This window comes from Streptomyces sp. VRA16 Mangrove soil (assembly GCF_017377775.1).
Classification (GTDB): domain Bacteria; phylum Actinomycetota; class Actinomycetes; order Streptomycetales; family Streptomycetaceae; genus Streptomyces.
In genome coordinates, this window is sequence record NZ_JAFVLN010000010.1 from 1 (window position 1) to 23095 (window position 23095).

At 69.2% G+C, this 23095-nt stretch carries 18 protein-coding genes and 1 pseudogene; 5 read left to right on the top strand and 14 right to left on the bottom strand.

The genetic code is table 11. The features are described from left to right. Positions 1 to 2553: pseudogene (locus J3486_RS25545) on the top strand (glycosyl hydrolase family 65 protein); the annotation flags it as partial. 114 nt (positions 2554 to 2667) lie between these two features. Here J3486_RS25545 and J3486_RS25550 read toward each other — a convergent pair. Next, positions 2668 to 3111, bottom strand: a complete 444-nt coding sequence (locus J3486_RS25550) for a MarR family winged helix-turn-helix transcriptional regulator (RefSeq protein WP_229378593.1) — start codon at positions 3109 to 3111, stop codon at positions 2668 to 2670. Positions 3112 to 3271: 160 nt separating this feature from the next. On the opposite strand from J3486_RS25550, the gene J3486_RS25555 reads away from it, so the two are divergent. Beyond that, a complete protein-coding gene (locus J3486_RS25555; protein WP_229378594.1) occupies positions 3272 to 4264 on the top strand; it encodes an SMP-30/gluconolactonase/LRE family protein in 993 nt (330 codons plus the stop codon). Here J3486_RS25555 and J3486_RS25560 read toward each other — a convergent pair. The 4 genes from J3486_RS25560 to J3486_RS45015 all read right to left on the bottom strand — a co-directional run bounded on the left by J3486_RS25560 (position 4186) and on the right by J3486_RS45015 (position 8664). Then, positions 4186 to 5817 carry a sodium:solute symporter gene (locus tag J3486_RS25560; RefSeq protein WP_229378595.1) on the bottom strand — a complete coding sequence of 544 codons (1632 nt, stop codon included), beginning with the start codon at positions 5815 to 5817 and terminating at the stop codon, positions 4186 to 4188. The genes J3486_RS25555 and J3486_RS25560 overlap by 79 nt on opposite strands. Continuing rightward, entirely contained in the window at positions 5814 to 6035 is a 222-nt protein-coding gene (locus J3486_RS25565; RefSeq protein ID WP_207824143.1) for a hypothetical protein, read from the bottom strand. Before J3486_RS25565 ends, J3486_RS25560 begins: the two co-directional genes overlap by 4 nt. A gap of 29 nt (positions 6036 to 6064) precedes the next feature. Further along, positions 6065 to 7531: an amidase gene (locus tag J3486_RS25570; protein ID WP_207824692.1), complete on the bottom strand. Its 1467-nt coding sequence runs from the start codon at positions 7529 to 7531 to the stop codon at positions 6065 to 6067. A 122-nt stretch (positions 7532 to 7653) separates the two neighbouring features. Continuing rightward, positions 7654 to 8664 (bottom strand): Lrp/AsnC family transcriptional regulator, encoded by a 1011-nt coding sequence (locus J3486_RS45015; protein WP_307804934.1) that lies wholly within the window; start codon positions 8662 to 8664, stop codon positions 7654 to 7656. A gap of 242 nt (positions 8665 to 8906) precedes the next feature. Here J3486_RS45015 and J3486_RS25580 point away from each other — a divergent pair, with 242 nt between their 5' ends. From J3486_RS25580 to J3486_RS25590, 3 genes are all read left to right on the top strand, one after another. Then, a complete protein-coding gene (locus J3486_RS25580) occupies positions 8907 to 9182 on the top strand; it encodes a hypothetical protein (RefSeq protein ID WP_207824145.1) in 276 nt (91 codons plus the stop codon). Next, positions 9179 to 9586, top strand: coding sequence for a type II toxin-antitoxin system VapC family toxin (locus J3486_RS25585; protein WP_207824147.1), 408 nt, complete (start codon positions 9179 to 9181; stop codon positions 9584 to 9586). The genes J3486_RS25580 and J3486_RS25585 overlap by 4 nt, the downstream gene beginning before the upstream one ends. Positions 9587 to 9713: 127 nt before the next feature. Beyond that, on the top strand, positions 9714 to 10070 hold the full coding sequence (locus J3486_RS25590; RefSeq protein WP_207824148.1) for a hypothetical protein: 357 nt from the start codon (positions 9714 to 9716) through the stop codon (positions 10068 to 10070). Between the two features lie 55 nt (positions 10071 to 10125). Here J3486_RS25590 and J3486_RS25595 read toward each other — a convergent pair whose 3' ends face one another. The 9 genes from J3486_RS25595 to J3486_RS25635 all read right to left on the bottom strand — a co-directional run bounded on the left by J3486_RS25595 (position 10126) and on the right by J3486_RS25635 (position 22798). Beyond that, positions 10126 to 10539 (bottom strand): DNA-binding protein, encoded by a 414-nt coding sequence (locus J3486_RS25595; RefSeq protein WP_207824150.1) that lies wholly within the window; start codon positions 10537 to 10539, stop codon positions 10126 to 10128. Continuing rightward, positions 10521 to 10802, bottom strand: coding sequence for a hypothetical protein (locus J3486_RS25600; protein ID WP_229378596.1), 282 nt, complete (start codon positions 10800 to 10802; stop codon positions 10521 to 10523). The genes J3486_RS25595 and J3486_RS25600 overlap by 19 nt, the downstream gene beginning before the upstream one ends. 660 nt (positions 10803 to 11462) lie before the next feature. Further along, positions 11463 to 12656 (bottom strand): hypothetical protein, encoded by a 1194-nt coding sequence (locus J3486_RS44360; RefSeq protein ID WP_229378597.1) that lies wholly within the window; start codon positions 12654 to 12656, stop codon positions 11463 to 11465. Beyond that, entirely contained in the window at positions 12637 to 14043 is a 1407-nt protein-coding gene (locus J3486_RS25610) for an N-6 DNA methylase (protein WP_307804935.1), read from the bottom strand. Before J3486_RS25610 ends, J3486_RS44360 begins: the two co-directional genes overlap by 20 nt. Then, complete coding sequence (locus J3486_RS25615; RefSeq protein ID WP_207824155.1) at positions 14040 to 14225, bottom strand: hypothetical protein; 186 nt, start codon at positions 14223 to 14225, stop codon at positions 14040 to 14042. The genes J3486_RS25610 and J3486_RS25615 overlap by 4 nt, the downstream gene beginning before the upstream one ends. A 225-nt stretch (positions 14226 to 14450) precedes the next feature. Beyond that, positions 14451 to 17789, bottom strand: a complete 3339-nt coding sequence (locus tag J3486_RS25620) for a type I restriction endonuclease subunit R (RefSeq protein WP_207824157.1) — start codon at positions 17787 to 17789, stop codon at positions 14451 to 14453. Next, on the bottom strand, positions 17786 to 18988 hold the full coding sequence (locus J3486_RS25625; RefSeq protein ID WP_207824159.1) for a restriction endonuclease subunit S: 1203 nt from the start codon (positions 18986 to 18988) through the stop codon (positions 17786 to 17788). The genes J3486_RS25620 and J3486_RS25625 overlap by 4 nt, the downstream gene beginning before the upstream one ends. Continuing rightward, entirely contained in the window at positions 18981 to 20615 is a 1635-nt protein-coding gene (locus tag J3486_RS25630; protein ID WP_207824161.1) for a class I SAM-dependent DNA methyltransferase, read from the bottom strand. The genes J3486_RS25625 and J3486_RS25630 overlap by 8 nt, the downstream gene beginning before the upstream one ends. Before the next feature lie 17 nt (positions 20616 to 20632). Beyond that, the gene (locus tag J3486_RS25635) at positions 20633 to 22798 is read right to left on the bottom strand and encodes a hypothetical protein (RefSeq protein ID WP_207824162.1); all 2166 of its coding nucleotides are present in this window, start codon (positions 22796 to 22798) and stop codon (positions 20633 to 20635) included. Between the last annotated feature and the right edge of the window lie 297 nt (positions 22799 to 23095).

Below are 23095 nucleotides of genomic sequence, written 5' to 3' on the forward strand. Positions count from 1 at the left end.
CCGCCACCCCCTGCGCCGCCCCCGCCTGGACCCTCGGCACGACCACCCCGCGGCCCACGAACCCGTACACCGCCTACACCGGCAACGGCTACCTCGGCGTCCGTGTCCCGTCCGCCGGTACCGGCTACGCCCACGGCGGCCCCGGCGAGAAGACCGGCTGGCCGCTGTACACACCCCGCTACGACGGCGCCTTCGTCTCCGGCCTCTACGCGCGCGGGCCGGAGAACACCGCGCACCGGCAGGCCCTCGCCGCCCTCCCCCACTGGAGCGCCCTGGACGTGCGCGCCCGCGGCGAGACGTACGGGCCGAAGAGCCGTACCACGCACTACCGGCAGCGCCTCGACATGCACTGCGGTGTCGTCACCACCTCGCTGACCTGGGTGCACAAGGACGGCGCGCGCACCGACCTGACCTACGAGGTGCTGGCCGACCGGGCCCGCCCGCACGTCGCCGCCGTCCGCCTGCGCGTCACCCCGCACTGGTCGGGCGAGGTCACCGTGACCGACCGCATCGACGGCCGCGGCGCCCGCCGGGTCGCGGCGACCGGCGCGGGCCCGGCGGGCAAGCGCACGGCGGCGGTGGGGTTCCGCACCGACGGCACCGGAGTTCCCGGCACCGTGGCCTCCACCCTGCGCGCCCCCGGCCGTACCCACCCGGCGCGCCGCTCGGACGGCCTGAGCACCGGGCAGTCGGCGGACTTCGACGCCGCGTCCGGTGTCCGCTACGACGTCGTCAAGTACGTCGGCGTGGACACCGGCCTGACCTCGCGCACCCCGCACGACGCCGCGGTCGGCGCCTCGCAGCGGGCGGCGTCCGCGGGCTGGGACCGGCTGTGGGCCGAACACACCGGCGCCTGGCGGGCGTTGTGGGCCTCGGACGTCGAGATCCCCGGCCGCCCCGACCTCCAGGCGCAGGTGCGCGCCGCCCAGTACGGGCTGCTCGCCTCGGTCCGCGCCGGTGCCCGCGACAGCATTGCGCCGACCGGCCTGAGCAGCGACAACTACGCCGGGATGATCTTCTGGGACGCCGAGACCTGGATGTTCCCGTCCCTGCTGGCCACCCGCCCCGCGCTGGCCGAGCCGGTCCTGGAGTACCGCTACCGCACCCGCGCCGCCGCCGCCGACAACGCCCGCAAGACGTCCGTGCGGGGCCTCATGTACCCCTGGACCAGCGCGAGTTCGGGCTCGCTGTGGAACGAGTGCCAGAGCTGGTACCCGCCCCACTGCGTCCAGCAGAACCATCTCCAGGGCGACATCGCGCTCGCCGCCTGGCAGTACTACCAGGCCACCGGGGACCGGGCCTGGCTGCGCGAGAAGGGCTGGCCACTGCTCAAGGGGATTGCCACGTACTGGAGTTAACGCGTCACCCGCAACGCGGCCGACGGCTCGTACTCCATCAAGAACGTGGCCGGGCCCGACGAGTACAGCAACGGCGTCGACGACGGCGTCTACACCAACGCGGTCGCGGCCACATCGCTGCGCGCCGCCGCCAGGGCCGCCGGACTCGTCGGGCAGCGCCCCGGCCGGGACTGGACGCGGGTCGCCGACCGGCTGCGCATCCCGTACGACACGCGCCGCAAGGTCTTTCTCCAGTACGCCGGTTACGACCTCGCTCACGCCCTCCGACATCAAGCAGGCCGACGCCGTGCTGCTGCTGTACCCGCTCGACTGGAGGCCGATGCCGAAGGGCGCGGCCGCCGCGACGCTCGACCACTACGCCGCGCACACCGACCGGAACGGGCCCGCGATGACCGACTCGGTGCACGCGGTCGCCGCGGCGGCGATCGGCGAGCCGGGCTGCGCCACGTACACGTTCCTGGAGCGGGCTTCGCGGCCGTTCTTCCGGGACCCGTTCGGTACGTTCTCGGAGGCGCGCGGCGACAAGGCGGGGGCCGGTGACGCGCTGGCCGGGCAGCCTGCGCAGGACTTCCTGACCGGCAAGGGCGGTTTCCTCCAGGTCTTCACGCACGGCCTGACCGGGATGCGGCTGCGGGACGACGCCGCCGTCCGCCTCGATCCGACGCTGCCGCCGCAGCTGTCGAAGGGCGTCACCGTCAACGGGCTGCACTGGCGCGGCCGGACCTTCGACGTGGCGATCGGTCCGCGCACGACGACCGTACGGCTGACGTCCGGGTCGCCCTTCGCGGTGGCCGCGCCGGGCGGCCGCGTGACGGTGACCGCCGGGGGGACGACGCTGCCGACGCGCAGGCCCGACCTCGCCCCGACCACGGACGCGGCGCGCTGCCGTCCGGCGCGAGCCACGTCCGAGGACGCCGGGCAGTACGCGGACGCGGCGGTCGACGGCAATCCGGCCACCACCTGGCTGCCCACCGTCCGCGGCGCCGCGCTCACCGTCGACCTGGGCGCCCGGCGCGCCCTCTCGGCGCTCAAGGTGACCGGAGCGCGCGCCTACCGGGCCGAGGTGTCGGCGGACGGGAAGCGCTGGACGCCGTTCGCGCCGGGCCGCGCCGGGCGGTTCGTCCGCGTCACGGAGACCGGTCAAGCGCCGCAGGCCATCGGGGAGTTGACGGTGAGGGCAGGCACGCCCAGGTGATGGACGTGTCGCCGCGGGCCGCCGGGACCGTGCGCAGGCCCGCGGCGACCCGATCGGCCGCTCGGCCCGGCCCTCGCGACGCTGCTCGTACCGAGCTGGTCGCGGGTGGCGTCGTCAGTCGCGGGTGGCGTCGAGCAGGGTGACGCAGCGGTCGAGGAGGGCCGCGAGCGTCACCCTCTCGTCGTCCGTGAACGCGTCGGCGAGCGCCCGCTCCACCCGCACCGCCCGCCGGTCGGCCGCCGCCATCGCGGCGCGGCCCTCCTCGGTGAACGTGATCTCCAGGACGTTCTTGTGCCATTCGTGCGGGGTGCGCTCGATGAGGCCGCGCTCCTGGAGGTTCTTCAGGACGGTGTTCATGGTCGGCGGGGTCACGCCGCACAGCCGGGCGAGCGCGGCGGCCGAGATGCCGGGCTTCTCGTCGAGGTAGAGCAGCGCCGCGTACTGCGCGACGGTCAGGCCCGCGGGCTTCACCGCGGCGAGCTTGGCCGCGTTCAGGGCCTGTTCGGCGCGCTTGATGTGGGACCCGAGGCGCTCGGAGACCGGCAGGGACGACGTCATGACCGAATCGTATCGGGCTAACCCATGGAGGAACTCGATCGACCATTAGCGCATTGATGAGCATTAGTGTCTTGATGAACATTAGCATCTTGACGAATATTAGAGTTCTAACTTACGTTCGCGCCCTGACAGTCGGGCCGTCACCGCGGCGGCCCGGACGATGGGGGTATGCACATGCGTTTCACGCGCCGCACTCTGGCCACCGCCACCGCGCTCGCCGCCTTCACGGTCGCGATACCACTCGGCACCGGTGCCGCCGAGGCCCACACCCCGGCGGCGCGCGTCACCACCGCCTTCACGCTGCCCGGTGAGCGCGTCTACCCGGAGGGCATCGCCGCGGATCCGCGGACGGGGGACGTGTACGTCGGCTCGTTCAGCACGGGAGCGGTCTACCGGGCGAAGCCGGGACAGACCGCCGCCGAGCCCTTCCTGCCCGCCGGCGCCGACGGCCAACGGGCTGCGGGTCGACGGCGCCGGGCATCTGTGGGTCATCGACTCGTCGAAGGGCGTCACGGTGTACGACGTGCGCACCCGGGCGCTGACCGCCCGGTTCGACGTCACCGGCGGCGCACCGTCACTCGTCAACGACCTGACGGTGGCGCCGGACGGCACCGTCTATCTGACCGACTCGCTGCGGACCGTCATCTACCGCGTCACACCGGAGCAGTTGGCGCGTGGCGGGTCCGGGACGCTGACCGCCTGGGCCGACCTGACGGACCGCATCCACTCGGACACGTACACCCTGAACGGCATCGTCTCCGACGCCGACGGCCGCCATCTGTACGTCGTCGACATGGGCGCCGGCGATCTGTACCGGGTCACCACGGGCGGCGTCGCCGCCGTCCGCCGCGTCGATCTGCACGGCCCGCCCCTGACCAACGGCGACGGACTCGAACTGCGCGGCCGCACCCTGTGGGCGGCGCAGAACCTGGACAACACCCTCACCCGCTGGCGGCTGAACGGCTCCGGGAGCGCGGCCCGGGTGACGAGGTCCGTCACCGATCCCGCGCTCCAGGTGCCCACGACGCTGACCCACGACGGCGCCTTCGGGGGTCAACTGCTGGTCGTACGCTCTCAGTTCGACAAGGGCGGCCCGCTGGGCGACGGCACGCCCGAGGAGCCGTTCACGGTGGCCTCGGTCGACGGCATCTGAGCGGACGAGGGGCGCGACGCGGTGCTCGACGAGGGGCCCGACTCGGTGCGCAACTCGGTGCTCGACACTGTGCCCGACTCGGTGCGCGCCGAGCGGCGCGACTCGGTGCCCGACTCGGTGCGCGATGCTGTGCCCGACGCGATGTGAGCGGCCGTGCCGCGGTCGCCCACGGTGAGGTGCGCGACCGCGGTGACGGCCAGGTTCACGCCGAGCGCGATCAGGCCCGTGTCGACCGTACCGACGTCGACGCCGCCGAACGTCAGCCAGGCCAGCACCGCGACCCCGGCCACGATGCCGAGCAGCGCGGGCAGCGCGCCGAGCCGCACCCGCCGGGCGAGACCCATCACGATCGCCGGGGCGAGCTGGGTGAGGCCGCCGTAGGTGAGCAGCAGCAGATCGGAGAGGAGCCCGGGGCGGGTCAGGCCGAGGGCGAGGGCCAGGCCCGCCGCGGCCACCACGCACAGATGGTTCGTGCGCAGCTGGCTGCGGGGGTCGCGGGCGCTGAACAGATTGCGGGAGAGCAGGCTGGAGATGCCCACGACGATGGCGGCGGACGGCACCATCGCGGCCGAGGCCGCCGCGACCGCGACTAGCCCGACCAGCCAGCCCGGCAGGGTCTGTCCCGCGAGGGTGAGGGCGACCGAGTTGGGCGCCGCGTCCTTCGACACGAGCAGGACGCCCGCGAAGCCGACGACGATCGGGATGCCGAGTGCGAGCTGGTAGAGCGGCAGCCAGATCGCGTTCGAGCGCAGGGTGCGCCCGCTGCCCGCGGCGAGCACCGGCGGCCACAGGTGCGCCATGGTGCCGAGGCCGCCGCCGAGCCCGGAGATGATCACTGCGGTCACGAAGAACGTGGCGTCGTAGCCGGGTTGATCGAGCGTCAGCAGCTGCGGGTGCGCGTCGCGGACCGACTCGAAGACCCCGCCGATGCCGCCGTCGACGGAGACGGCCACGCCCACGACGAGCACCACGAGCCCTACGATCATCAGCGCGTCCTTGAGGTAGGCGACGCGCGCGATGCCGCGGATGCCGGACCACAGGACGAAACCGACGGTCAGCACGGTGGCGAGCACCATGCTCCAGTTGCCGCCGGTGCGGCTGCCCGTGGCCAGCTGCACGATCATGCCGAGACCGGTGATCTGGAGCTGCAGGTACGGCAGCAGGAAGACCGCGCCGACCACCGCCACGACCTTGCCGAGCAGCGGGCTGCGGTAGCGGTCCACGAAGAAGTCGGCCTGGGTCAAGTAGCCACCGCGGACGCCGAGTTCGCGCATGCGCGGGGCGGTGAAGTACTGGAGGACGAAGTTGATGGCCAGGTAGCACAGGGCGAACGACGCGGCGACGCCGCCGCCGAAGGCGATGCCCGCGAGCCCCAGGAAGCTGAAGGTCGTGAACGACTCACCGGCCTGCAGGAACCAGGTGGTGAAGGTGGAGAAGCGGCGCTTGCCGACCGTCCACTCCCCCAGCTCCGTGCTGGGCGCGCGGCGCCCGCTGATCCCGACCGCCGCGATGGCGACGATCCCGACGACCGTGATGACCATGGTGCTGTTCATGCGGGCTCCCCGCTCTCTTCGTCACCGGCGCCGCCGGGGCGCGCGAACCGGTCGACGACGGCGAGGGAGACGGTCGTCCCGGCCGTCCAGATCAGACACCAGCACAGGACGGACGGGATGCCGAGCCACAGGTGCGGCCCGTTGACGAAGGGCAGATACGGGGTGGCCAGAAAGGCCAGGACGGGCACGGCGGCCCAGAGCGCGTGCGGTGATCTCATCGGGGCTCCAGCTGAGGGGAGTCGGGCTCCTACGGGAGGGTGGGCGCGTGCCGTCCGTGCCCGGTGGCCGCCTCGTGGGCGGCACCGATCTCCAGCACGGCGCGTTCGGCGCGCGGCGGGCCCACGATCTGCAGCCCGACGGGGAGTCCGGAGGGGGTGAATCCGGCGGGGACGGAGAGGGCGGGTGCGCCCAGGGTGGAGAGGAGGTACGCGGAGCGCATCCAGTCGAGATAGGTGTGCTGCGGCTTCCCGTCGATGAGCGTCGGGTACTCCGACTCGGCGTCGAAGGGCGCCACTTGGCTGACCGGGGCGATCAGCACGTCGTACCGCTCGAAGAAGGCGACGGCGGCGAGATGCAGCCGGGTGAGTTCGGCGCGGGCGCGCGCGAGATCGTCGCCGGTGAGCTTCAGCCCCTCCTCGATGTTCCAGACGAGGCTGGGCTTGAGGGCGTCCCGGGAGGTGTCGAGGAGCGGCCCGAAGCCCTGCCGGAAGGACTGGGCGCGCAGCGTGCGGAAGGCGGACTCGGCGCCGTCCAGATCGGGGCAGTCCTCGACGACAATGCAGCCCAACTCCTCGAAGACGCCGACCTGTTGAGCGACCACGGCGCGCACCTCGGGGTCGACGGGGACCCGCCCGCCGAGGTCGGGCGCGTAGGCGACGCGCAGTCCGGTCAGGTCGCGCTCCAGCGGGGCGCGGTACGCGGCGGGGTCCGGGACCTCCAGGGAGAGCGGGCTGCGCGGGTCGGGCCCGGCCATGACCGACAGCAGCAGCGCGGTGTCGGCGACGGTGCGCCCCATGGGCCCGGCCACCGCGAGCGTCTCCCAGACGTCGCCGGAGGGCAGTGACGGTACGCGCCCGGGTGTCGTGCGCAGTCCTACGACGTTGCAGAACGAGGCCGGATTGCGCAGTGAGCCGCCCATGTCGCTGCCGTCGGCGATCGGGACGAGCCGGGCGGCGAGGGCGGCCGCGGCGCCGCCGCTGCTGCCGCCGGCCGAGCGCGTGGTGTCGTACGGGTTCAGGGTCGCACCGAAGACGGTGTTGAAGGTGTGCGAACCGGCCGCGAACTCGGGCACGTTGGTCTTGCCGATGCGGATGGCGCCGGCCGACTCGATGCGCTGGACGAGGAGTTCGTCCTCGTCGGGCACGTGGTCGGCGAAGAGCGGCGAGCCGTGGGTGGTGCGCATGCCGCGGGTGAGGTGGGTGTCCTTGAAGGCGATGGGCAGCCCATGCAGCGGGCCCAACTCGGCGCCGGACGCAGCCCGTTCGTCGGCCGCGGCGGCCGCCTTCAGCGCACCCTCGCCGTCCAGGGTGACGAGGGCGTTGACCGCCGGGTTCACCCGCTCGATGCGATCGAGGTGGGCGGCGACGACCTCGCGGGCGGACAGCTCGCGGCGGCGGATCCGGGCGGCGAGTTCGACGGCGTCGAGGGCGCAGAGCGCGTCGGCTTCGGATGCGCCGGGTTCGGATGCACCGGGTTCAACAGGGCGTACGGGCATGGCGGTCCTCGTGCGGGAGGCGACGGTGTGCGCCACCACACTGCGGCTGCTGAACTTTTCAGTCAACAACTTGGACCGCATGAACTTTTCAGACGCTCAATTCACTCAGCTGAAACTTATGGTCACGTCTCCGCAACGGAGAACGAGGAGACTCCTCGCGTCGGCACCCCGCTGCGCTTCCACGCCTCCACCACGAGATGGGACTGCACGGCCTCCGCCCGCCGCACCCACGGCGCCTCGGTGAGGAACGCGTGCAGATCGCCCTTCGACGGCTGGGTCACATCGACCAGGAGCTGGTGCTCACCCATCACCACGGCCGCGTATCGCACCAGCGGCGACTCGACGAGGAGCCGCCCCACGGCCTCGACCTCGTCGGGCCGGGTCCTGATCCACAGCAGCGCCTCGACGGGCAGTCCGAGCAGCGCGGGCTCGACGGCGGCCCGGATGCTGACGAGGCCCTGCCGGGTGAGGGCCTCCACACGCCGCCGCGCCGTGGCCACCGACACCCCGGCGACTGCGGCGAGTTCGTCGTGCGTACGCCGCCCGTCCTCGGCGAGCGCCCGCAGGATGGCAGCCTCGTCGGGCCCGATCTCGACATCCGGCACCTCGACCCCGTCCACCGGGCGCGCCGCGGTGCCGCCGAGCGCCTCGACCTCGGCGTCGCCGAGAATCCCGGGCGACCACTCGTGCACGGTGCGGAAGTAGCGCAGCACGGGCGAGACCTGCTGCTCGACGAGCCCCGGCAGCGCGGGCACCTCGTCGAGCATCAGCCGCCCCAACTCGCCCGGCCGGCACTGGAGTTCGGCCACGCAGTCGGCGGCGCCCGCGAGCACGTACGAGAAGATGGCGTCGTCCCTGCGGGCGGCGGCGACGGCGGTGTCCCGCACGGCGCCCGGCCGGCAGTTCATCCGCAGGATGACGGTCTCCCCCCGCACCACGAGCCCGCGCACGACGACCGCCCCGCTCTCCAGCAGCCGCAGCCCCCGCCGCGCCACCTTCCGCTCGGGCTCCCCCAACGCGGACGCGATCCGCCGCCAGGAGGCCCGCCCGTCGATCTGCAGGGCGGCGACGATCCGACGGTCGAGGGCGTCGAGAGGGGCGATCGGGGCGTGCGGATTCGATTCAGTCGTCACGCAGCGACCCTAGGCCCTGCCCGACCGCGCCCCGCCCGCCCCCTGGGTGGGCGGTCACACGGTGAAGCGAGATTCAGTCTCAAGGCTCTGAGCTGCGGAAATGCGGGCGCATCCCAGCACCGTCCCAGCACGGGAGCTGCGACAAAGCACAAGAAGATCCAATGGCGCCGAGACCACGCCGCCGGATCCGGGCCGCGCAGCAGCTCACCCGATGTAATAGTTCCTGTACTAGACTGGCGCCTATGAAGTCACCCCGCCCCGGCGGCACGGAGAACATCTCCGTCTCGATGCCCTCGGAACTCGTCGGTGCCCTGCGGACCCGCACCGGCAAGCGCGGCGTGTCCGCGTACGTGACCGCGGCGGTCCGGCATCAACTCGCGATGGACGGCCTCGCCGAGATCGTGGCCGCATACGAAGCTGAGCACGAACCGTTGAGCGAAGCCGAGATCCAGGCCGCGCAGCACGAGCTGTTCGGTGACGCGCCGACGCCGTACGCGTCGAACGACAGCGCCGCATGAAGGAGCCCGCGGCCAGGTCCCTGGTTCTGGACTCCCAGGCACTGTCGCTGCTGCTGTGTAACGACCGCCAGATGGTCACCCGGATCGAGGCCGCACGGCGCGTAGGCGTGCCCGTCCTCGTGTCAGCCCTGACGGTGGTGGAGGCCGTCTACGGGAAGACGGACACCGCCCGGCTGCGCTGGCTTCTCTCCCGTCTGCAGGTCCAGGACGTCACCCAGGCGGACAGCCTCACCGCGGTGCAGTTGCTGGCCGACGCCGGTGGCCTGCACGGCCACAAGTACGCCATCGACGCCCTCGTCGCCGCGATGGCGCTCCGCTCCCCGGCGCCCGTCCTGGTACTGACCTCGGACCGCGACGACTGGTCGAAATTGTGCGGCGACCGCGTACAGATCAAGGACGTGTGAGGGCGTCGCGCGTGTACGCGATCACCTGCGGGTCATCCATGACCCGCTCTCAATCCTGCGGCGCAGGTCACGACAGAGGACGGCCATCCGGTCGCGTAGAAACGGCACGGGAAGCACCGCAACGAACATGAGCACGTACAGCGCGTGCCTCTGGTGCGGGTTGCGGCGCCAGCAGGTGCGCAGTTCATCGAAGGAGCGGTGCAGTCCTTCGGCTCCTGTCCGGTCGCCGACCGCCGACGTCCTGGACGCCCCGCCATCAACCGACTCGCGCCAACCGACCGCCCGCACCGACATCATCCAGCACCGGTTCAACAACTACGACGGGGAGGACGATTGGGTTTTCGAGGACCCGCGGTTCGGGCTCCTCGATGGCCCGGACGATGTGCTGCTGGCATTCCTCGCACGGCTGGTACATCCCGAGGTACGCCCCGACGCCGACGAGGTTCCCGGTTACCGAAACCGGAGATCCGCCGAATACTGGTAGCTCCACCGCCACTCACTGACCAACCGCCGAAGGGCAGAAGGCAGACCAGGGGAAATCACACCGCCACGAGCCGGACTCGCTCGCCGCACAGCTTGGCCATGTCGTCAATATCGGAAGTCAGCATGACCACGGGACGGTGCTGTCGCAGCGCGGCCTCGGCAACGGCCGCATCGGTCGCGTACTCGTGTCCGTGCAAGCCGGCCTTCATCAGCAACTTCGAGGCAGCCCTCGCCCCCTCGTCACCGACCGGGACGACCCGCAGCCCGGAAGGCACCCAGTTCAGGCGTGACTTGTTCGTACGCGAGTGGACCGCCTCGATAATGGTAAGCGCACTGATCACGACCTCCATGCCACGCGACCGCGCCTCAGCGATCAGAGCCACCACCTGCTCTTCGTCAGCGAGCAGCTTCGAAAGCCCCTCGCTGTCGAGGACCAGCGTCCCCTCGTGACTCAGTCTGCGGCGGGCCACTCGGCCTCCTCGGCGAACACCTCGTCGAAGACCTGCCGCGCCCGCTGACGAGCCGGCTCGGAAACCGGCCCCTTGCGACTCTCGTAGTCCGCCAGGTACTCGTCCAGGACCTGCCCACGCAGCTCACGCTCGACCGCCTCGGCGATGAACGCGGAGAACTCCCGCTTCCCCACCCGCGCCCGGATCGCCTCCGCAGTCCCCTCCGGCACATCGGCAGCGCGACGTCCGAATCCCAGCACCGTCCCAGCACGGGAAAAAACCAAGGGCCCGACCCCGAAGAGCCGGACCCCCTTTGACCTGCATGTTTGCCAGATCAGCGACGTGGCGATACGTCAGCCGCTACACGTTGAAGCGGAACTCCACCACAAGGCCGTGAACTGCGGAAATGCAGGCGCATCCCAGCACCATCCCAGCACGGGATGCGCGACAAAGTACAAGAACACCGAAGATCGCCAACGCTACCCGGAAGCGCCCGCACACGCCTGAAGCCTGCGGAACTTCTACGCACGCCACATCAGGCTCGCGCCACCGTGCCGAACCTCGCAGAGCAGCACAGCGCTCGCGCTCACTCGCGGCCCTCCCGGGCATCGGCGGCCAGCTCCGCCGCCTGGCCGCCTCCCAGAATGTACGTCCAGACCTCGGGGTCGGCGCGAGCGTGCGCAGGTCCCGTATACCCCCGGTTTGGCGGGGCATAGTCAGAAGCTTCCGCGCTGTCGCAGGTCAGTCTGCATAGCTCAGCGGGTGAAGCAGGCGCCTTCTAAGCGCTTGACGGCAGGTTCGAGTCCTGCCGGTGGCGCCCAAACATGGCTGGTCAGGGCTCCCTCGGACCACCAGCGGAGAACCGGTGCGCGCGTTACTGCGCCGTTCGTTCAGAGCGTTGGATTCCGTGCTCCAGAGAGGGGCAACGTGGATCAGCTCGGCATTCAGCTGGCCGAGGTGCGACGCGCCAGGCCCCCCTTCTCCAGCTCGTGCACCACCAGCTCCTCCATCACGTGTCGCTCCCTGGCGGAGGCGTAGGCGAGGTCGTGCAGGGCAGCAGCACGCCTGGCGAAGTCCCGCCTCACCGCATCGGTCGGCCAGGGGATCTTGTAACGGGAAAAGTCCTTGCGCCTCATCGCGCGGGCCTGCTCACCCTGCGTAACGGCCGTCAATTCCCGCCTCCGGTAACGCAGCGAGTGCAACAACCACATCCGATCGACCTCGGACTCTGTGTAAATCGCGAGCGTCCGCCGACCTGGCACTACCGGGGTAGTAGTGAGCACGGTCCGCACCTCCCCGGGACGGGGCGCGATCAAGAGGCTGCCGGACGGGCATACAACCTCCGCTTGCGCCACGGTACGTGAAGTCACTGCACCCAGATGTACTGTCTTGCAGTTCAGTACTTCGCGGGGAGACACCCACGGCATAGCCGACTGCTCGCTGTCCGGCAGAGACTGTGCCGCACCAGCCGTAACCTGACACACTTCGCCCACTGCACGCTCGGTAGCGGGACCTTGCCCGCACGTCTGCAGCGCCTCCATGAAATGCGCATCCGCTAGTTCCGTCGCGCAAGACACAATCCGGGTGTTCAACGCATTCTTGCGCTCAGCAAGCGAGATCAGCGAAAGCAGCCTCTCCCGCACCGGCGCTGGAGGCACTGGCACGGGAAGTCGGTTGAGTGCCTGCAGAGGCAAGGTCATGTGCTCGGCGTTCGACGAGGACAGCGTGAGATAGTTCTGGCTCTGCGAGGTCTTCAGCCACCATCGAAGCCACAGATCCCATTGTTGGGCGCGGCCCTCTGGTGTCCAGCGGACGACCGCGAGCGACCTGGCGACATTCCATCCCGCGTGCTCCTCCCCTGCAACTGCCGCCTCCCCCACGCGCCCCACGAGCACGACAAGGAGGTCCCCAGACCTCAGCGTGCTGCGTGGGTGGCGTTTGGCCACCTCGGGAGGCACAAATGTGAACTCCTGGACGTGCACACCTCCCTCGACAATCTCTGTGGCGCGGATCATAGGGATTCCGCCGGATGCCTTCTGCTGTCGCGCAATTCCGTAGGCGGCGTACTCGACCCCAGGGAACTCACGCAACTCAACGAGGGGCCACGGAGTGGGGATATCATCCGATTCTGTAGTCATGCCTGCTCTCCAGGGCATCACGGACTCGGTTCCTGGCTGCGGCGCTACGATCCATGCACTCATACAGCTCGGCCTTCCGGTTCCGGTCTCCGTCACTTGAATGCAACTGCTCGGTGCCCCCGTTCCGTACGTAGCGTGCGGGAGTCAGATCGAAGCCCGCCTCAGCGATTTCCTCGTACCTCGCCGCACGGCACCATGGGACGGATTCAGGGTCCCCCTCGCCCTCACGGCGTCGAAGTCCCTGCCATTCACCGAAGATCTGCAGCAGGCGTTCGGCCGAGTCCTTTGCGAAGTGGCGCCGCTGCCCCTCCTTCGCCGCTGGCAGTTTCCCTGCATCCGCGAACAAGACCTGATCGGAGTGCGGCCGCTCCCCTTTGGCCAGCAGCCACAGCGCCGTGCTCGCGCTGGCGTGCGGAAAGAGCCACGTCGGCAAGGCCACGACGCCCACGACCAGACCGTTCTCCAGCAGCCCACGGCGGATCAGTCCGTCGGTGCTGTTGCTGCTGTGCGCCGCGCCGGAAGACAGCAGAACGACGGCCCGTCCTTGTGGCGTGAGATCGGCAAGGATGTGCTGGACCCAGGCGAAGTTCGCGTTACCCGGACGTGGCACCCCCAGGGTCCACCGCCAGTCGTCCTTCAGTTCACCGTGCCCCCAGTCCCGCTGGTTCACAGGAGGGTTGGCGACGATCACGTCGGCCGGCATCGGTGAAGTGCCGGCCCTCAGGGTGTCAGCTCCTTCCTTGCCGAGGTCGGCAAGGAATCCGTGCAGGGCGAGGTTGACGGCTGCGGCATAACGCGCCGTCCGGTTGATATCCGCACCGGACAAGCGCACTTCACCCCCCTGTGCCCGAGCCCGCTGTGCGGCGGCGCGCAGCAGTCGCCCGCTGCCGCACACCGGGTCCCGAACAATCTCGCCTCCTCGGGGAGCGGCCAGCCCCGCGAAGAGGTACGCCAGGTCGTTTGACGTGAAGTAGTCATCGCCACGCGCATAGCGTGTCGAGTACGTGTCGAGGAGCACGTCAAGGAGCCTCGGGTCCGGATCCAGCTGCCGCACCTCCGCGATCAGCTCACGGAGGGCCGGGTCGATGAGCTCGAAGGGACGGCTCACGCCTTCGTCGCGATACGCAGCAAGACTGTGGGCGCGAGCAACGGGCGTACGCGGCCACACTGCGCCGAGCCTGGCCCCCGCTGACTCCGAACCCGGCCTCCACAACCGGTCCACCTCCGCCGGTGATCCATGGCGGGACCAGCAGTGAAGGTAGACCACTTGAAAGGCAAGCCGGTACGTCGTCGCGGCATCGGCGACGCTGCGTAGCTTCTCGACGGCCCGCAGCACTCGCCGGTACTTCAGCCGCCCCTCTTCGTTCGCCCATTCCTCCTGGGTCACGACGACCTCAGCCAGGAGACGACCGCCAGCCCGATGAGAACAGTGGCTCCGCAGGCGGCACCACCGTTCTGGATGGCCGTAACGACCTCTCCCGCGCCCACGAACTCGAGGATGCCGGCCACGAGCCCCACCACCACGGACGCCAGGACGACCACCACCAACAGCAGCGCTCGCTGCGACATGCCACAACTCCCTCGGTTCCACCAGCAGTTAGCAGTTCTGCGGTTCGTTCCGCGGACTTGAAAGTAGTGGCCTGACGCACCTCACGTCTCGCAGCACGGGAATTTGCTTTTACCGTAGGGCGGTCGGGCGCAGCCCCTGCCGACCCCACGAAGGACATTCGGTCGGGCAGACGACCGCCCCGGCAAACAGATGCTTGCCGGGGCCAGAAGCGAGATGAGCGGGGGCTATGCGTCGGCGGCCGAGCCGTCCTGGGACCACTTGTCGGCGAAGTGTTCCATCTGGCGGATCACCAGGTCGATCGCTTCCTTGGACTGCTCGGGCGGGTAGCCGTGGCGGGCCAGGAGACGCCTGATGGTGGCACGAAGCCTGGCCCGGACCGGTTCGCGGGCGATCCAGTCCTTCTTGAGGTTCTTGCGGACCTGGACCACGAGGTCCCGAGCGATACCGGAGAGGATCTCGTCGCCCATGAGGTCGCGGGCGCTGCCGAGGTCGGCGACCGCGTCGTAGAAGGCGAGTTCGTCGTCCCCCAGCGGCGGGGTGAACTTCTCACCTCGCCGAGCGTCTTCCGCGACCGTCTTGGCCAGTTCCACCAGCTGGGCGATGATCTCGGCGCTGGTGAGCTGCTGACGCATGTAGCGGGCCATCAGGTCCTGAAGGCGCTCTGAGAACGCGGTCTGGCGGACGATGTTGTGCCGGGTCTGCTCGCGCATCTTCTGCTCGACGAGGCGGCGCAGGGCTTCAGCGGCCAGGTGCGGGGTTTCGCTGTTCTGCAGGCGGCCGACAAGGGCGTCGTTGAGGTGGGTGAGGTCGGCCTTGTCCAGCCCGGCCTCGGAGAAGAGGTCGGTGACACCGCCGGTCTCCACGACGGCGGAGGTGAGCTGGGAGAGGTAGAGGGCGACGTCGCGGGCGACGGGCAGGCCCTGTGCCTCGCGGTCCATGGCGTCGAGCTTCGCCATGTACGTACGGACCTCGACGAGGAACTGGATGTCGCGCTTCCAGTACGGCTGGTCGCCGAACCGGGAGGAGATGTCGGCGGAGGAGCCGGCCAAGGCGAAGAAGCGCTCCAGGCGGTAGCCGTGCTCGCGGAAGCGGCGACTGAGGGTCTGGTTCGGGTCGTCGAGCTGGTCGGGGTTGTTGCCCGGGGTGGCGGGGCTGCGGAGGTACTCGGCCGTGGTGTAGGCCGCCTTGATGAAAGCCTTCGGGTCGGGGCGGGAGAGGCGTTCGCGCCAGTTCCAGCCGATCAGCATCTGATCGAGGATGTCGTACTCGTTGCGGAGTTCGTCCAGGGCGCGGTCGATGTCCTGGCCGAGGGTCCGGTCGGCCTGGTCGTCGGCGGAGTACTCGGCGATGGCCTTCTGGAGGTTCTCGGTGAGGGGGGCGTAGCCGACGAGGAGGCCGTCCTCCTTCTTGCGGAAGCGGCGGTTGACGCGGGCGAGGGCCTGCATCAGGCCGGCGCCGCGCAGCGGCCGGTCCAGGTACATGGTGTGGATGGACGGCGCGTCGAAGCCGGTCAGGAGCATGTTGTTGACGATGAGGAGCTGGAGTTCGTCCTCGGGGTCCTTGGCACGGTTGGTGACGGCCTTGCGCTGGGAGTCGCGCAGGGCGTGAACGCGCAGTTCCTTGGAGTCCTTGCGGGAGTCCGAGGAGTAGACGATCTTCATGGCGCCGGTGGTGTGGTCGTCCGTGTGCCAGTCGGGGCGCAGTTCGCGCAGGGCGTCATAGACGCGAACGCAGATCTCGCGGGTGGCGCAGACGAGCATCGCCTTGCCGGGGGCGCCGCCCGGTGCGTCGTCGGCGTCCGCGACGAACGGCAGCATCGCTGCACGGCGCGCCTCCCAGTGTTCGACCAGGTCCTGGGTCAGGTCGCGTATCCGGGCAGGGGCGCCGTACATGGCGTTCATGGTGGCGACAGCCTGCTCGACGCGGGTGCGCTCGGTATCGTCCAGGCCGTCGGTGATGCGATCGGCCTCGGTGTCGATGGCGGTGGGGTCGACGTCGCGGTCGAGGACGAGCTGGACAACGCGGCTCTCGTGGTAGACCTTCACGGTCGCGCCGTCGTCGGCGGCCCGCTTGAGGTCGTAGGTGTCGATGTAGTCGCCGAAGACCTCACGGGTGTTGCGGTCGGCCTCGGAGATCGGTGTGCCGGTGAAGGCGAGGAGCGTGGCGTGCGGGAGTGCGTCGCGCAGGTGGCGGGCGTAGCCGTCGAGGTGGTCGTAGTGGCTGCGGTGGGCCTCGTCGACCACGACGACGATGTTGCGCCGCTCGGAAAGGAGCGGGTGGTCGGTCCCGGATTCCTTCTCCTGCTTGGTACGGCCGAACTTCTGCAGGGTGGTGAACAGGATGCCGCCGGTGCGCTTGGCGGCAAGCTCTTCGCGGAGTGCGGCGCGGTTGAGGAACTGGTGAGGCTGCTCGGGGAGGACCTCGCTCTCCTTGAACGTGTCGAAGAGCTGGTCGTCGAGATCGGTGCGATCGGTGACGACCACCACGGTGGGGTTGTGCAGAGCGGGGTCGCGCATGACGAGGTTGGTGGTCAGCACCATCTCCTCGGACTTGCCCGAGCCCTGGGTGTGCCAGACCACGCCGGCCTTGCCGTCGGTCGCGGCGGCGCGGCGCACGGCGTCGGCGGCACGGGTGACCGCGAAGTACTGGTGCGGCTTCGCGATCCGCTTCATGCGCTTGGCCACCACGAAGTTGATGAAGGACCGGACCAGGGTGAGGAAGCGCGGCTGGGTGAACAGGCCGTGCAGGGCGAGGTCCTGGCCGGTCGGGACGTCGGCATCGGCGTCGGCGTCGGCGTGGACGGCAGCAGCGTCCACGGTGTCCACGCGGGCGCCGAACTCGTCGGTGTTCCACGGGGCGAAGTGCTCGTACGGGGTGAAGGGGGTGCCGTACTTCGCGGTGATGCCGTCGGAGAGCAGTACGACCGCGTTGTAGCGGAAGGCGGTCGGGAACTCCTCGATGTAGTGCCGGATCTGGGTGTGCGCGGCGGACAGGGTGGCGTTCGGGTCGCCGGCCCGCTTGAGCTCGATGACGGCGAGCGGGAGGCCGTTGACGTACAGGACGAGGTCGAAGCGGCGGTTGCGCTCACCGTTGATCACGGTCACCTGACGGACGGCGCGGTATGTGTTCGCGTCCGCGTGCTCCAGGTCGACGATCCGGACGGTCGGGGTGTGCTCGGCGCCGAGCGCGTCGGTGTACGTGACGGAGTGGACGCCGTCGGTCAGGTAGCCGTGCGCGGTCCGGTTCTCCTCGTACGTGTCCTGGGAGGCCGGGGTCGAGGCGGTCGCGAGGGCCTCACGGACGGCCTCCGGGGGGAGGTCGGGGTTGAGCCGCTCGATGGCCTCGCGGAGATCGGAGTAGAGGATCAGGTCGTCCCAGGAACGGCGGTGCCCGGAACCGGGCGCGAGCTCATTGCCCTCGGCCTTCGGCCAGTCGAGCTCCACGAGCTCTTCGAGGGCGAGAAACTCCCAGTCGATTTCGAGGGGGCGGAAGTTGTCGGGGGTGGAGGTGTCGGGGTTGTTGGGGGTGTCGCTGCAGCCGTCGTCGTTCCCGTGCGTGGTCATACATGGTCCTCGACAATCTTCTCGGCGTCCTTGACGCGGAGGCGGCCGGACATGAGTTGGGGGAGGAGGGTGTCGCGGAGGGTGGCAAGGGTCTTCGACTCACGGCGAGCCGCGAGAATCGACTGGGCCAGGGAACGAATCTGGCCGCCGACCTCGCCGAACTGCCGGGGGTCGACCACCTCCGTCTCCATCACCTCTGCTGGACGCACACGCTGGTGACTCTTGGACGTTCCGGTGACCTTCGCCGCCAGTTCCTCAAGGAACTTCCGCTGCGCCACTACCGACCAGAGTTCATGCGTGGAGATGCCAAGTCCAGGCACAAGAACCAAGAACTCCGTTGACGCCAGAGAGGGAACCGACCTATCTGGCACCACATCCCAAGCCCTTGGAATCTCAGGGTTCAGCTTGGACAGAAGGACCGCAGGGGAATCGATCACAAACTTCCCGCTCTTAATCGAGAGCGGAGAACAACGATCAGGAGCCTTCCCGGAATCGAAGGCCGGCAGGCTGTAGTGATCGACGAGATCGTCGGACATCTCCTGAGGGACCTGCTGAACCTTACTGAGGTCGGCGATCTCGCCCAGCCGAATCCGTTTTTCCCATCGCTCATCGAGAGCCAGAGCCAAGGCCAATTCGTCCGCCGTGACCGCGATGCGCTCATTGACGGCGATCTTGTCGTCCAGCGCCCCGAGGATAGCGCCAATGGCACGTTGCTGCGAGATTTCAGGGAGTGAAATCCTCAGCCGCTTCTGGTCGCTCAGACTCAGGTACGGCGCCATATCTGTGCCATGCGCCATCGAAGCAAGCTGATCAGCCATCTCCGGACCGATCGCCCAATACCTTAGATACCGGGCGTCAATTTGGCATGGATCGAGAGTGCGCCAAAAACTGAGATGCGGGGAATACACAAACGGAGCCATTCCAGGCGCAACGTAGCCGGTCCGCCCCGTACTGTTCCCCTTAGTCGTGATTACCGTATCTCCGTGACGGGAAACTTTCCCAGAAATCTTATCTGCGAGATGGCGATGAAACCGCTCCAAGCCATCTGTCTTCCAGCCTTGATCCGTAAGATTCCCCGCCCTCATAAACGGGAGGCCATCTCCATCAAGCTCGCTATTCTTTGCCCGGTATCCATCACCGATCTCTAGTACACCTCGGTGAATCAACTCCAGGAAAGTGGAAGTAGTACGCTCAGCCATCGATCTTCTCCAGCTGCTCGCGCACCGACTTCGCCAGCTCGTCCGACTTATCGAACAGCTCGTACAGCTCCCCGGTCAGCCGCGCAATCTTCTCCGCGACCGCCTCGGCATCCTCTTCCTCCGCCTCAGTCGCCCCGACGTACCGCCCCGGCGTCAGCACGTACCCGTGCTCCTGCACCGTCTTCAGGTCCGCGCTCGCGCAGAACCCCGGCACATCCGCGTACGTCTCCCCCGCGTCCTTCGCGCTCGTCGTCCCCCGCCACGCGTGATAAGTCCCCGCGATCTTCGCGAGATCGGCCTCCGTCAGCACCCGCTCAGTACGGTCGACCATCTCGCCCATGTCCCGGGCGTCGATGAACAGGATCTCGCCCCGGCGGTCCGCGGCCGCAACCTTCTGCCCCTTCACGCCCCCCGGCGACTTGTCCTTCGCCAGGAACCACAGGCAAGCCGGAATGGCCGTCGTCCGGAACAGCTGCGCCGGCAGCGCGACCATGCACGCCACCATGTCGCCGTCGACCAGCGCCTGTCGGATCTCCCCCTCCCCGCTCTGCTGGCTGCTCATCGAGCCGTTGGCAAGGACGACGCCAGCCGTTCCCCGCTCCCCCAGCTTGCTGATCATGTGCTGGAGCCAGGCGTAGTTGGCGTTACCTCTCGGCGGGACGCCGTACTTCCATCGCGGGTCCGACTCGTTGCGCGCCCAGTCCTTGATGTTGAAGGGCGGGTTGGCCATGACGTAGTCGGCCTTGAGGTCCGGGTGTTTGTCGTCGGCGAAGGTGTCGCCCCAGCGGGCGGCGAGATTGCCGTCGATGCCGTGAATGGCGAGGTTCATCTTGGCCAGGCGCCAGGTGCGTTCATTGAGTTCCTGGCCGTAGACGGAGATGTCGGCCTTGTGGCCGCGGCCACGGTGGGCCTCGATGAACTTGGCGGCCTGGACGAACATGCCGCCGGAGCCGCAGGCCGGGTCGTACACCCGGCCCTCGTACGGTTCCAGGACCTCCACCAGGAGGCGGACGACGCTGCTCGGGGTGTAGAACTCACCGCCCCGCTTGCCTTCCGCGCGGGCAAAGTTGCCGAGGAAGTACTCGTAGACCTCGCCGAGGACGTCCTGGGCGGGCTTGTCGTCGCTGCCGCCGAAGCGTGCGTCGGTGATGAGGTCGACGAGTTCGGCCAGGCGCTTCTTGTCGACGTTGTCCTTGTTGAAGATCTTGGGGAGGACGCCGGTCAGCGACGGGTTGGCCTTCATGATGGCGTCCATCGCCTGGTCGAGGACCTCGCCGACGTTGCCGCTCTTGGCGTTGGCGGAGATCGAGGACCAACGGGCACTCTCGGGCACCCAGAAGACGTGGTGCCCGGTGTACTCGTCCTGGTCCTCCAGGAACTCCTCCAGGCGGTCTTTGGCAATGCCTTCCTCCGCGAGCTCCTTGGCGAGCTGTTCGCGACGCTCTTCGAAGGCGTCGGAGACGTACTTGAGGAAGATCAGGCCGAGGACGAACTCCTTGTACTGGTTGGCGTCCATGGAGCCGCGCAGCTTGTCGGCGGCCTTCCAGAGGATGGCCTGGATCTCCTTGGGCGTGGATGCGGTGAACAGCTCCGCCTGGTCAGCGGGCTTCTTCTTCCGGGGAGGCATGGGCGCTCGGGTCTCCTTCAAGAATCGGACGAAAGATCAGGCGAGAGGGGGTCAGTGAGGGTCAGTGTGCCGTCGACGAGGCCGGCGGCGGTCAGGGAGGTCAGGTCGTCGAGGGCCGCCGCGTGCTGGCGCAGCAGGGCCGTGCGGCGGGCAATGTCGGCCAGTAGAGCGTCGTAACGCTCGGCCTCGTCGCCGGGGAGGTCGGGGATGAGGAGGTCCTCTATGCGGCGGGCGGAGCGGACCGCGCCGCTCACCCGCCGGTGTTCGGTGGCCGCCGAGCGCAGGAGCGCCGCCAGGACGCGGGGCCGTACGGGGTGCTCGGCGTCGGACCGTGCGCGCAGGACACGGGCGGGGAAGGCGACCACGGACAGGCCCTCGTCGTCGATGTACGCGCCGAAGCTCGGGGTGGCGGTGACGACGATGTCGCCGGGTTCGGTGAAGTAGGCGTGCTCGTAGGTGTTGAGGAGTACGGCGCGGTCGATGCGGTGGCTGCCGACCGGCGCGCTGCCGGTGATCTCGGCCGGGGTGAGGACCGTGTAGTGGCCCGCGCCGCCGGTGAGGAGGTGTTCGGCGGCGATGCGGTGGCCGGGCAGTCGGCGCAGGCGGCGGTCCTTGAGCAGGCGGGCCACGGTGGTGCGGCGGGCCGGCTGGTCGTCGGGGCGCAGGACGGCGTTGGCGCGGATCGTGGGCGCGTGGTCGAGGGCGCTACGGGTGGCGTCGATCAGCTGCTGGAGGCGGAGTTCGGTCTCGGAGATTCGGGCTGGGCGTTCGACGACGGTGCGGGTGTAGCGGTCGGCGTGCGGGCGGTGCTGCGGGGTGAACGCGGCACCCGGTGCGCCGGTCAGCGCGGTGGCCCGGACGACGGCGGCGTTGCGCGGTTCGTGGCGGCTGTCTGCCCGCCAGCCCGCGTCGCGAAAGATGTCGATGTCCTCGGCTAGTGCGTCCAGGGTCTGCGGGGTGAGGGCGTGTGAGGAGAGGTCGGCAAGGAGGACCTGGCCAGTGCGCTTGTCTTCGGGGGTGCGGTGCAGGATCCAGATCGCGGTGCGGTGGGCCGGGCGGAAAGGAAGCACGCCTTCGGGGAGGCTGATCGCTGCCTTAAGGAGGTGCTGTTCCAGGAAATCCCGGCGCAGACGGTCCGCCTCCCCGCGCGCAGGCAGGGGCCGGACGAGCGCGTCGGCAGGGCCCAGGACGACGGCTGTGCGGTCCTCGGCTAGGAGGTCGGTGAGGTCTTGCAGGCTCTGCAGGACGGCGAGCGGGCTGCGGGCCTCGGCCGCCTCGTAAGGAAGGCAGCAGACGATGACGTGCGGGTTTCCCCAGTCGTCCGTGGCCAGTTCCTCGCCGTCCGCAAGGTCCATCTCGAATTCCTGGACGCCCTGCGCCATCAGGCGGCGGCGGGCGAGCCGGGCCAGGTCCGGCATCGGGTCCGCGGAGAGGAAGAAGGGTGAATCCTCGGCATCGGACACGGAATCGCGCAGGGCGACCAGCAGATCGCCGCTCCGGGGATACAGGACGGCGGCCGTGGCTCCTTCCTCGCGCTCGTTCAGTCGCGCGAGGCCGGTCAGACGGGCCATCGCCCGACTCACCAGCGGAATCGGTTCGTCGGCGGCGAGGTCGTCGCAGCCCAGGCGGCGGCGCGCGTCCATGACCCGTTCGAGCGCGTCGGCCGGGGTGTAGGCGGCCTCGGTAAGGTGATCGGCGAGTACGGCGAGCAGGGGTCCCTGACGTTCGGCGTCCGGCAGGTCGCGCAGTTCTTTGTGGAGATAGGCGTCCTCGAAGTCGGTCTCCGCAGCGCGCTCCAGGATCGTGCGCCACGGCAGCTCGGAGAGCGGTTGGTCGAGGAGCTGGCGCAGGCAGAGCAGCGCGGTCACCGTGTCGACCAGCGTGCGGGCAGGGATCGCGCGCCGCCAGGCGGACAGGGTGTGCAGCACCAGCTCCGCCCGGATCTGGTCGGCGTCGGCATTGCCGCGGCCGGTAGACAGGAGCCATTCGGCGACTTCACGGCCGTCGAAGAGCGGACTGGCCCCCTCGTAAGCAACGGGCTCGGGGAAATCCGCGTGCCGGCGGGCCCAGGTGGTGACGACGGGACGTTGGACCTGGGCCAAGGTCCCGATTTCGGCGTAACTGATCCGCCAGGAGATCTCCTCGGGCAGGATGGGAGCGGTCGCTTCACGTGTGCCGGCCATGCGGTTCCGCTCCCTTCGTGACGCCTGCCTCGTGCTCTCGGTCGAGAACGTTTCTCCCAGGGCACCTCACACGCTACAGCCGGTCGAGCTCTCATTTTTTCGAGCGATTGATAACCAGGGTTATCAGGTTCTCGAAAAATTTCACCTCCAATCTTCTGGCACCTTCGTCACCATCACCCCGGCACCACCCGCCGGGACGCCAGCCCCATACGAGTCCGACCGCACCCGCGTCCTCATCGCCGCACCTCCTGCTCCCTTGCCGGGCACTCACCCCTGTCCGCCTCGACACCACCCGTC

Coding starts and splice junctions, on each gene's coding strand:
- J3486_RS25550 (WP_229378593.1), bottom strand. CDS start 3,111: ATGACGTCGTCCCTGCCGGTCTCCGAGCGCCTCGGGTCCCACATCAAG.
- J3486_RS25555 (WP_229378594.1), top strand. CDS start 3,272: ATGGGGGTATGCACATGCGTTTCACGCGCCGCACTCTGGCCACCGCCA.
- J3486_RS25560 (WP_229378595.1), bottom strand. CDS start 5,817: ATGAACAGCACCATGGTCATCACGGTCGTCGGGATCGTCGCCATCGCG.
- J3486_RS25565 (WP_207824143.1), bottom strand. CDS start 6,035: ATGAGATCACCGCACGCGCTCTGGGCCGCCGTGCCCGTCCTGGCCTTT.
- J3486_RS25570 (WP_207824692.1), bottom strand. CDS start 7,531: ATGCCCGTACGCCCTGTTGAACCCGGTGCATCCGAACCCGGCGCATCC.
- J3486_RS25580 (WP_207824145.1), top strand. CDS start 8,907: ATGAAGTCACCCCGCCCCGGCGGCACGGAGAACATCTCCGTCTCGATG.
- J3486_RS25585 (WP_207824147.1), top strand. CDS start 9,179: ATGAAGGAGCCCGCGGCCAGGTCCCTGGTTCTGGACTCCCAGGCACTG.
- J3486_RS25590 (WP_207824148.1), top strand. CDS start 9,714: ATGAGCACGTACAGCGCGTGCCTCTGGTGCGGGTTGCGGCGCCAGCAG.
- J3486_RS44360 (WP_229378597.1), bottom strand. CDS start 12,656: ATGACTACAGAATCGGATGATATCCCCACTCCGTGGCCCCTCGTTGAG.
- J3486_RS25615 (WP_207824155.1), bottom strand. CDS start 14,225: ATGTCGCAGCGAGCGCTGCTGTTGGTGGTGGTCGTCCTGGCGTCCGTG.
- J3486_RS25620 (WP_207824157.1), bottom strand. CDS start 17,789: ATGACCACGCACGGGAACGACGACGGCTGCAGCGACACCCCCAACAAC.
- J3486_RS25625 (WP_207824159.1), bottom strand. CDS start 18,988: ATGGCTGAGCGTACTACTTCCACTTTCCTGGAGTTGATTCACCGAGGT.
- J3486_RS25630 (WP_207824161.1), bottom strand. CDS start 20,615: ATGCCTCCCCGGAAGAAGAAGCCCGCTGACCAGGCGGAGCTGTTCACC.
- J3486_RS25635 (WP_207824162.1), bottom strand. CDS start 22,798: ATGGCCGGCACACGTGAAGCGACCGCTCCCATCCTGCCCGAGGAGATC.